Origin of the sequence: Microcoleus sp. Pol12A5, assembly GCF_036701435.1 — a bacterium.
Lineage (GTDB): Bacteria > Cyanobacteriota > Cyanobacteriia > Cyanobacteriales > Microcoleaceae > Microcoleus.
Genome location: NZ_JAUBQU010000054.1, coordinates 31,671 through 41,735 on the forward strand (window position 1 = coordinate 31,671; position 10,065 = coordinate 41,735).

Genomic DNA, 10,065 nt, shown 5'->3' on the forward strand with positions numbered 1-10,065 from the left:
GAGTTCCCAAACAAGGTTTAGAGCCACCTGATTTTATCTGCAATAAACAGGGAAAATATCCGATCGGGTTGGATTTCTAAACAAGTATTGCGGTTCAAGTTTTCTAGCGTCAAGTTCCCCACCACTTGGTAGCTGAAATACGCATCGACGCTAACAATTAATGTCGTACCTCTAACAACCAATCGCATCAGCAAGTTGCGAGTCGTTTTCTCTTGTTCACGGAGAGCAACAAGGACTGAGTTGCTTGATGTGGCGTTGCTTGGTGGAGTGGCTGGGAGGCTGCGATCAACTCGGATCTTTTAGCCGACTGTTTTTTTAGTAGATCGGGCGATCGTTCTGGCTCAAATTTAAAGGCGATCGCCCTCCACCAAAAATCTCTCAACCCAATTACAATCGAAGACTACCGCTTATACAAAACCCCATAGAAAGCGAGGGCTTCTACTCGTAGGAGGAATCGGCTGACCCTTTAGGGTCAGTCCTTTTAAGTTTACGCCTCATTCCCCTAATCAGAGTTCTTAGCACCACTGGTTTGATTGCTCACTTCGGATTCGTAATTTTATTTAGTAATTATTTCTCTTATTGAGTGACGCCAAACGTAATAAATACATCGGGCTGGGGCATGGACAGATACCACAGTTAGAGATACCTTAATTATAGTGGTTAAGGTATTGAACTACTTTAGCCTCTACAAACAAGTCAGTATTTGTATGTTCTGGAGAAAAAGAATTAACTGTGAGGCCCCGGCTCAGATCTCTTTTGGCAGCACCCCTGTTAACAACTATCGCTCTTCTGTCACTCTGAGAGGAGTATAATAGCCTAAAATCCTCCAAACCGAGTTGCTATCTATGGATAAAGCCCGTCCACCTCGACCTACCATCAATTTTATCGATAAATATTGTGCGTCATAAAGAAATTTGTTTTCAGATGTTAGGATTTTTGAGACCTTGGAGCAACTATACGTAGGAATACTCTCCACAATCGAACGTAAAACTTTACCAGCGATTGCCGAAGTAGTTGGATTAGCTAATTAACAATAAACATCTTGCAAAAAAATATGTGTTATAATTAAAAGTTTACTCAAGTTTAGGTAAAACTTTTAATTATTGGGTGGATGGGCATCTCTTTCAAATTGCCCAGCTTGCTAGATTTAAAAATAGTCTAAGTTTTTATTATATAATATAAAAAAATATTTTGCAAAAGCTCTAATCCTGACATTAATTTTTAATTAAGTATCTAAGTATTAAACCAAAAATTAATAAATCCAAGACTATTTATCACTTTACAAGCCTTAAAAAACACAAAAACTCTTGTAATGTTTGATAAAACCCGAGATGAAAATAAAGGAAGAAATACCGATTATGTGAGTCGGGAGTATTTAGGGAAACTCGGATAGATAATAGAATTGTCGCGATTATAGCCGGCGAGGTAATTGATAATATAACTTTTACGTTAAAATTTGCAACTGATAAACCAAAATTACGCCTAAAGTTAGGTAATTTATTATTATAAACCTGAGATTGCAGCGAGGTTAAGAGAACAGATTCACCACAGGAAATTTCAACTAGATTTAGTATTAGATAATGGCTTATATGGAGAAAGTGATATAAATTTTTGAGGATGCTTAGAGCAATTAAAAATTAATTTTATTTTAGGGATTAGAAGCAATTATGGGGTCTAGTTACGAGCATGGCAGAGGGTTCGGTAAAATAAATGGCGCAAATTTAATCGCATTTTTATCAAAATGATTCAATAAGATCACTTTATCAGATCATTTTAAAAAATGATATTGAAAATATTGGGAAGTTACCATAGACCCAGAAACTTTACCGCAGAACTCTACTTGGTATGTGATGACAAAAATTACCGAACTTAGCTATAAAGATGTCGGGAATCTATACGGCTGTGGAAATTGGGTAGAATATGCCCCAATACGGTTCATTTAAGGCTCAAACTGTGGTAAATTAGGTATGGTGTCCAAAAATGGAGAGCAAGTTAGCGTGCATCTCAAAAAATTCTCATGAGTATCTCCCTACATCCCAAGTACGGAGATACTAAAAGCAATAGAGATAGCGATGACCGCATCTGTAGTCGAACAAACAATTACTAAAATTAATGTTGAAGAGAAACGTTATCGCACCCTGCCAGCACAACTGTTAGTGGGTCTGGTAATCGCAATGAGTCTATGGTCGAAAGATTCAACGCGGGATGTACTAAAAAATTTGATTGATTGATGGTCTTAAGCTATCGCGCATTTAAATTGCATATTCTGGGCGGGTGGCACGCCCACCCCCCTAATTCTTTGATTGTTTGCAGGAGTCGTAAATTTTTTACCCCACCTCAACCATCCCAGAACCCGCTCGCTCGGTAGTAAAAAATTCAAAAATGATGCGAAGATGGCGCTACAAAGTAGCCGGAATTAGCCGATCCAGCTCAGCTTGATTCTGTCCCTAATTTGTCGCTGCTGAAATTACCCGGAAAATTGGTTGCAGGCAAACTACCACAGGTACTCGGAACAAAAAATTTATCAAAAGAATAAAAAAATGCGATCGACCGCGTTAGCAATTGCCAATAATTAGCGACGCACTTATTTTGCATTATCGGGCTAATTGCCGGTTGATGCGTAGATACCATGCCACCACACCCAACAGTTCTCTGAGAAACTGGATTCACGAAGCCTTGTCCTAATTAAGATACAATAAGAACCATAAAGAAAGTGCGATCGACATTATTTGACAGTCAAGCTATGCAATCTACAACTCAGTCCGAGACAGAACAGGCGATGGACGCTCCCAAACACGGATTGCCCGTTACAATCATTACAGGATTTCTCGGCAGCGGCAAAACAACCCTGCTCAACCACATCCTGACTAACCAGCAGGGTTTGAAAACAGCAGTTTTGGTAAATGAATTTGGCGAAATCGGTATCGACAACGAACTCATTGTCACTACCGACGACAACATGGTTGAGCTGAACAACGGCTGCATCTGCTGCACAATTAATGAAGATTTAGTTAATGCAGTTTATAAAGTTCTGGAACGTCAAGAAAATCTCGATTATCTGGTAGTCGAAACAACCGGACTCGCCGATCCGCTACCAGTAGCAATGACTTTTTTAGGCACAGAACTGCGCGATCTTACTCGTCTCGATTCGATAGTGACAGTAGTAGACGCAGCCAACTACAGCTTAGATTTGTTCAACTCTCAAGCAGCTTACAGTCAAATAGCTTACGGCGATATAATTATCCTCAACAAAACTGATTTGGTCGAAGAAGCAGATTTAGATTTGTTGGAAGTTAAGATTCGGGATGTCAAGGAAGGTGCTCGAATTCTGCGAACGGTAAAATCGCAAGTTCCCCTACCACTGGTCCTCAGCGTCGGATTGTTTAAATCTGACAAATATTTCCAATCTGAGGAAACTCCTAGCAGTCACGAACATCACGACCATCACGGTCACGAACATCACGACCATCACGGTCACGAACATCACGAACATCACGACCATCACGGTCACGAACATCACGAACATCATAACCATCACGGTCACGACCACTCCGACCATTTAGAAAATGACGGATTTACCTCAATTTCTTTCCAGAGCGACAAGCCATTTTCTCTGAGAAAATTTCAATATTTCTTAGACAACCAACTGCCAACAAACGTGTTTCGCGCGAAAGGGATTATGTGGTTTGAAGAAAGTCCCAAACGGCATATTTTCCACTTGAGCGGCAAGCGATTTACGATGGATGACGACCAGTGGAAAGGCGAGCGGAAAAACCAGCTTGTTTTCATCGGTCAGGGTTTGGATACCGAGACTTTGCGATCGCAACTCGAAAACTGTCTTTGTATGCCTTCAACCAATCGCGGCAAAGGTTTTGGGAAGAACTAACAGTAAAATATTCTTTTCACCTCAACCAAAGAGCGTCGCGGTCTTATTGTTTCCGCGATCGCGATTTGGATCTTAGTGGGGACAAGGAAGGGCGATCGCCCTCCAAGAAAAAGAGTGCCATCCAAGAAAAACAGCGCCCTCGAATAAAAAGAGCGATCGACCTATTTTATTGTTGCTAACAAAAACATAGTCGCACACTTATACTGTCCGCCGATCTCAAAAGCACGATCGCCAGTGATTTCAACGGTGCAGAGTTGGGTTGTTTTTACCTAATCTCTGCATCTTTATGCTGTTCGCACCCTGACAGGGTGACAACCCCGTCAAAACCCGGATTGAATCAAGAACATAGCCCTCAAACCCATCTAAAAAAATGGTAGTTTGTTAGGTCTAGCTCTCATTAATTTAGCAACTATTTCTTGACAAAGCTCCATTCCAATCACCCAAGATTGAGGCGAATAAACCCGTCCAAAAGCTACTATGACGGCGTTCCGATCGCCTGCACTCATTCCACTGACCAATACACTTATGAACTCTTCCCAGCTTATGTTTTTGACCTTGGATCGCAGCACAAGTTTAGGCACTGGGAATAACTAAAATTAAAAATTTTAAACGCCGATCGTTGCCGCGACTCTTCTCGCTTATTATAACCGCCTGTCTTGCAGTCCTCAAACGTCGCTTCAATCCCACTACGACATTATTTAAAAGTAGCGATCGCTCTCTTAAAATTCCCTAAATTACCTAAGAGGTACTAACCTTCATCTTCCCCGTTGCTGCGCTATTAGGATTTACGCATTGACAAAATAACAAAATAGTGAATTGATAAAGAGGGAACGTCTCCCATGATAGTATTAATCGCTTTTTGCTTAGAGACAATAGTCCCGACAGTTTTCAATCAATAACGGCATAGTTGGGGTTTTAGCCTGCTCAGGGAGGTCAAATCCTAACGGTAGAATGAAAGTTTCAGCCTCGGTTTCAAAAACTGTCCGCGGTATTGTTAGAGATATGAACCGAAAGATTTATTCGAGATGACAGAAAAATTTATCAACTTAGAAGGAGGTATATTAAATGTTGACGATAGAGTTATGGAAAAGCTGTATGGTGAACCAAAACCTACGAAATTAATTATTTATTTTGGGTCAGGTAAATACCAGAAGCAAATCAGTGTATTGAACTCGATCGCGCTATACTCTAGTGATATTTATGGTAATTTAGAGCCAACAAATTAAACAGTTAACTATAAAATTAAATGTCAAATCAAAAAAAAATTATAAAAATGGTGAGTAAATTCCGATAATTTGGAATCCAAGCAAGAAGATTAACGGGAGATAATTGGTATTAAATAGTAGAAAAGTTAAATGTTATAAAAAACATAGACTGGTTTTTATTCGTAATTAAAAAAATGTCTCCAATGAGCCACAAAAGTATTGCCAAGTAAGCACCTTAGAGATGGCAAATGAAGCATTAGTGACTCATATAAAATAATTTAGATTTATAAACTTGTTGAGAAAAGACTTTCAAAAAGAAGACTCTAGACGTTATATGTTATATCTGCCAGAGCCGGGCAAGCTTAAAGAGACAAGTCGAAGTGGTTTGAGCGCAATTCACGATGTTCATTGGGGAATTGAAACCTTTCATAGAGCGCTCAAACAAGTAAGTGGAATTTGTCGGTTCATGGTGAGAGAAACCCATGCAATCGAGACTCACATATTTTGCTCACTTCACGCATTTATCAAATTGGAGTTAGTGCGCTCTAAAAAGATAATTAGCAATTGGTATGAAGTCCAAAGGAATCTATTCACTTTAGTTGTCCGTGAGCATATTTTGGCAAACCTTAGCAGTGATGGCACGATATAGAATTCATAGATAATGTTTTTTGTCAATGCGTAAGTCCTAATGCTAGCGTGTATGGTCGTATGAAGTAGGACGCCCCAGCTCCCACGATCGCAACCCAATGCTTCGACTACGGAAATGGTCGGTTCGGACATCCGGAAGAGGCTTGTGCAATCTCTCTAAGAGAGGCCACTATCCTTGAGATTTTTCCCAAAAACTACCGCTTCCTAACTCCTGGCGAGCGTGTCTCTTTCAGCAAACTGGGTAGTTTAATCGGAAACGCTGTTCCTGTCCAAATTGGCGAGGTGCTAGCGCAGAGCCTACTCGCTTATGTACAGAAGTACCATAAGCAACTAAAGTAAAAATGCAAGATTAAAGGTTAAAAAAACCTTTAATCTTGCATTTTTACTTTGACTATTTTTTATTCCTCGATCGGCTTAGGCTTCTTAACCGGCTTAGGAAGAGGTTCCTTCGGGACAGGCGGTGGTGCTGCTGCTGCGGACTTGATGGTAGGACGCCCTACAGGAGCACCGTCACCGCTGGGCCTAGGAGTAAACGGACGCTTCCCTCCTCCTTTGAAGCCACCGGGCGGCTTGCTGCCAGGGGGGAATTTCCGCTTTTTAATCGGCAGCGCCCCAATATTATTAGCCTGCTCAATAATCAGACTGTCAGCTTTCAATTTGACGTGGAAATCCCAAAAAAACCCGATCGCTTTTGTTGCTAAATCTCCCTTGAGTTTCAGTTTAAAAAACTTCATCTTGTCGTCATTCTTGCGGGGAGCTTGCTTGATTTTGACGATGACATACTTTTCTTCGTCTTGGGATTGATAAATCACCTCACCTCTAATCGAAAAATAGCCATCTTCAACATCAGGTTCCGAGGGCGGCAAAGATGGGGTCGATGCTTCGCCGCTAGCCTGAATCTCCGCTGCTTCCTGATTTTCCTCATCAGAGGACGGTTCGGGAGGTTTCTTGAGCGTTTCCGGCTCCCAAACTCCCATAATCTGGGCGTGCAAGTTGCCGTCTTCTTGCCTGGTGCGGGGATAGACCACCCACAAGTGTTCTTGTTCCAGCTCCAGGTGATTTTTGACTAAACTCATGACTCTACCCAGCAAAACTGCATCAATGGCAGTTCCGTCGGCAGCTATCAGCATACCCCGGGTGAATTGCTCTTCTGATGGCGTGTAGCGGCCCCGCACCAAACCAACAGCTCGGTACTGTCTGGGTTCGCTGGGGGGGGGAATGGGATGTTGGCGCATGACGGAGGGTATGTCCTCAGCGGCCTGACTTTCGTTAGCGGCAGGCTCGGCCTTTGCGGGCGGTGCGACTGCTACGGCTGGAGTATCGCTGACAGGTGTCGAAGACGCTGCAGGCGCCGGGGGTGCAGGAGCATTGCTGGGCTGGTCTTGTGGCTTTGTTTTGTCCTTGTCGGGGGCAGAACTGTAGCGTGGTCGTTGCAGCCTATCCTTGGACGCTGGGGCGTCTGTTGGCGTTGCCGGTTGATTTTGGTCAACAGGTGCAGCCAACGCAGAAGGCACCGAACTTTCGTCTGGTGTCTCAGCAATGGAATCTGTATCTGTAGGCGGATTCACGGCCGGTTCGCTGGGCTGAGCCTTGCGATTTGAAGTAGATTTGGACGATTTGGAAGACCGGTTGGGAGAGGGGTTCATAAAAACTCCTTGCAGCGGAGACACATCCCTTAAGGGAAATTAGGAATAAACTGAAGAAACTGCTTTAAAAACTACTAGCACCTGACTTGGGGCTTGCGCCCCGAGGTCTGGTTGTGACCCGTCAACGCCAACTTTCAACGCTACGAGTGCCGATCGGTTCGCGGGCTGCTAAAATCCTTGCGAGCAAGGACTTTGGGAGTTGCTGACCGATCGATCGCAGATCGCGCTGAGCTGGAGTTGCTGGCTAATAGCATTTAGGATATTCAGCTTGCCTATTTTACTTAATCCAATTACCTAACGGCCTGATCCGCCATATTTTCGGTAATTTTTAGCTTGACCAGACTAAATTGGACAGACACCACAGTCCTTGGGCCTGTGGGTCTGAGTGTCCAAAATTGTTTAGCTAGCATAGAGTTATGGGTCTGTTACCATATTAGCTGCAAGTAAAAGGCTGCTTTGTCCGTTCGGACTTTGAAGTTAAGAACTTTTATGGTTGCATGGATCTAGTTAAATGGCAGATGCCCCCGGGCGATGCGTTAATTCTTAGAAAATAGTAGATTTTAAGCTGGGATAGTTGAATTATGGAAAAAGCAAACAAGCGTCGTGGGTTGATTACTGTAGTGGTGGTGCTATCGCTCATCGCTTTTTTGGGATTTTCTCTGGTTCCCATTTTGGACAGTATTCTTAAGGCCAGCCAAGCGCAAAGTACGTCAACTCCAACACCTACTCAGACGGCGCAGTCAGGGGAGAAGCAATCAGAGTTGCTGCAAGCTCAGGCTAGGGGATACGAATTGGTTTTGCAGCGGGAACCTGACAACGTAACGGCTTTGCGGGGATTGTTGCAGGTGCGACTGGAGTTGATAGGGCAAGGAGTGGGCGACATTAAGGATGCGATCGGTCCTTTGGAAAAGTTGGCTTCGCTGAATCCTGAGACTACTGAATACGGTATTTTGCTAGCTCAGGCTAAGGAACGCACGGGCGATCGCGAAGGGGCTGCTCAGGCTTACAGGTCAATTTTAGCGTCTAAGCCAGGGGAAATTAAGGCTTTGCAGGGGTTGGTGAATTTGCTGCTGGTGCAGCAGCGGCCGGAAGCTGCGATCGGACTCCTGCAAGATACGCTGAAGGCGGCTCCGGCTGCAAATCTGGCGAAACCGGAAAGTGTTGATGTAACTTCTGTACAGTTGATTTTGGGGCAGGTTTATGCTGTGCAGAAGCGCTACGAGGAGGCGATCGCCATTTACGACGAATCTGCTAAGGCTAATCCAAAAGATTTTCGCCCGACTTTAGGAAAGGCGATCGTGCTGAAGGAACAGGGCAAAAATGATGAAGCAAAAACGCTGTTCGATCGAGCTACTGAGTTAGCTCCTCCTAACTATAAAGATCAAATTAATCAGTTAGCTAGTGGCACTCCTTCGCCTTCTCCAGCGGCTGCAACGACTCCCGAACCGGCTGCTTCTCCTAGTCCTGAAGGTGCGCTACCGAAACCTTAAGGAAAGTTTTTAGTGAAAGAGTTGGGGGTCTTAAGTGAAAGAGTTTGAAGTTAAAAACTTAATAATTTAAACTCAAAACTACTCGCTTTATTCCTAATTACGCAGGACTTACGAAAAGAAATCCGGTTTCTACGATAAATCTTGGTTGAACGACGACAGATACATGAAGAAACCGGGTTTATAAGTCCTCGCGCGGAGCGTCCTGTTACCGATTACCAATTACTAATTACCAATTATGTAAGACCTCGGAGGGAATTATGACTACTAGCGTTGACCGCGTTGTTCTACCTCCTGCTTTTCCCGACCACACTCAATTACCTGACTCCGACGGTATTTTTGTTAAAAATTTTCAGGAGCATCCGCAAAGTTTAATTTTAACTGATTCGATCGGGCAAATTTTGCAACAGCAGCATCCTGACGGACAATATGCGATCGGTCAAGACTGCGGCATTTACTGGCGAGAAACTGAATCGGCTGAACAAGGTGCAGAAGCTCCTGATTGGTTTTATGTTCCCAATGTACCTCCTAACATTGACGGTCAAATTCGGCGTTCCTACGTGCTGTGGCGGGAACACATAGCACCATTGTTAGAACTCAATCAGCGCGGTCATTTTCCCATTGCACCTTTAGGCGTAGAATTGGGACTTTGGCAAGGCAGTTATCAAAATCAAACCATGCTTTGGCTGCGTTGGTGGGACGAGGAAGGTAATTTGCTGGTAGTGCTTTTATGTAAAGGATGGAGAAAATAGAGGCGGTTGAGCCTTCAGAATTGCTAATCGGATTTGGTGATTGTAGTCATGAATAAAATTCCAAATAGCGCCCTGATGATTCTCCAACTTCTTAGAAAACGATAATGTCTTCCTGACTAATCGCGAAATTCGCTGCCTAAGAGTATTATTTAATCGTTCAATGTAACTCGTCAATCCGCTTTCTTTCGCCACAGGCTGATGTCGTTTAGTCGGTAAAACCGCAGCATATGCCTCCCAATGATCGCTATAAATCTTGGCACATTGGCGATAGACACTCGGTAGGGAATCCCATAATGCAAGAGCCGACTTTAAGGAACGGTCTCCAATATGACATCCGATCACTTCCCGAGTCTTGGCATCCATCGCTAACCAAACCCATTGTTTATTCCCTTTGTTGTCTACAAAAGACCATAGTTCATCCATTTGGACGGTGTGTTTTCC

General features: G+C 43.4%; 6 protein-coding genes and 2 pseudogenes. 5 read left to right on the forward strand and 3 right to left on the reverse strand.

What is annotated here, in order from left to right; genetic code table 11:
- Positions 1-17: 17 nt before the first annotated feature.
- Positions 18-188: a hypothetical protein gene (locus QUA45_RS15990; RefSeq protein ID WP_333221485.1), complete on the reverse strand. Its 171-nt coding sequence runs from the start codon at positions 186-188 to the stop codon at positions 18-20.
- Between the two features lie 1,884 nt (positions 189-2,072).
- On the opposite strand from QUA45_RS15990, the pseudogene QUA45_RS15995 reads away from it, so the two are divergent.
- The 3 genes and pseudogenes from QUA45_RS15995 to QUA45_RS29190 all read left to right on the forward strand — a co-directional run.
- Positions 2,073-2,228 (forward strand): annotated as a pseudogene (locus tag QUA45_RS15995) (transposase domain-containing protein); the annotation flags it as partial.
- 515 nt (positions 2,229-2,743) lie between these two features.
- A complete protein-coding gene (locus QUA45_RS16000) occupies positions 2,744-3,886 on the forward strand; it encodes a GTP-binding protein (protein WP_333149669.1) in 1,143 nt (380 codons plus the stop codon).
- Positions 3,887-5,826: 1,940 nt separating this feature from the next.
- Positions 5,827-6,078: a DNA cytosine methyltransferase gene (locus QUA45_RS29190; protein WP_445243256.1), complete on the forward strand. Its 252-nt coding sequence runs from the start codon at positions 5,827-5,829 to the stop codon at positions 6,076-6,078.
- Between the two features lie 59 nt (positions 6,079-6,137).
- Here QUA45_RS29190 and QUA45_RS16010 read toward each other — a convergent pair whose 3' ends face one another.
- Positions 6,138-7,385, reverse strand: a complete 1,248-nt coding sequence (locus tag QUA45_RS16010; protein ID WP_333095889.1) for a hypothetical protein — start codon at positions 7,383-7,385, stop codon at positions 6,138-6,140.
- Positions 7,386-7,966: 581 nt separating this feature from the next.
- Between QUA45_RS16010 and QUA45_RS16015 the strand changes: the two genes are divergently transcribed.
- Together QUA45_RS16015 and QUA45_RS16020 are read left to right on the forward strand one after the other, a co-directional pair.
- On the forward strand, positions 7,967-8,875 hold the full coding sequence (locus QUA45_RS16015; protein WP_333221487.1) for a tetratricopeptide repeat protein: 909 nt from the start codon (positions 7,967-7,969) through the stop codon (positions 8,873-8,875).
- Between the two features lie 257 nt (positions 8,876-9,132).
- Positions 9,133-9,594, forward strand: a pseudogene (locus tag QUA45_RS16020) (Uma2 family endonuclease); the annotation flags it as partial.
- Between the two features lie 6 nt (positions 9,595-9,600).
- On the opposite strand, the gene QUA45_RS16025 reads toward QUA45_RS16020, so the two are convergent.
- Positions 9,601-10,065: IS1 family transposase (locus tag QUA45_RS16025; protein ID WP_333221489.1), on the reverse strand; the 465-nt coding region annotated here is incomplete at its 5' end.

Excerpts from the sequence above, each read along its gene's own strand:
- QUA45_RS15990 (WP_333221485.1), bottom strand. The coding sequence starts at position 188 with ATGCGATTGGTTGTTAGAGGTACGACATTAATTGTTAGCGTCGATGCG.
- QUA45_RS16015 (WP_333221487.1), top strand. The coding sequence starts at position 7,967 with ATGGAAAAAGCAAACAAGCGTCGTGGGTTGATTACTGTAGTGGTGGTG.
- QUA45_RS16000 (WP_333149669.1), top strand. The coding sequence starts at position 2,744 with ATGCAATCTACAACTCAGTCCGAGACAGAACAGGCGATGGACGCTCCC.
- QUA45_RS16010 (WP_333095889.1), bottom strand. The coding sequence starts at position 7,385 with ATGAACCCCTCTCCCAACCGGTCTTCCAAATCGTCCAAATCTACTTCA.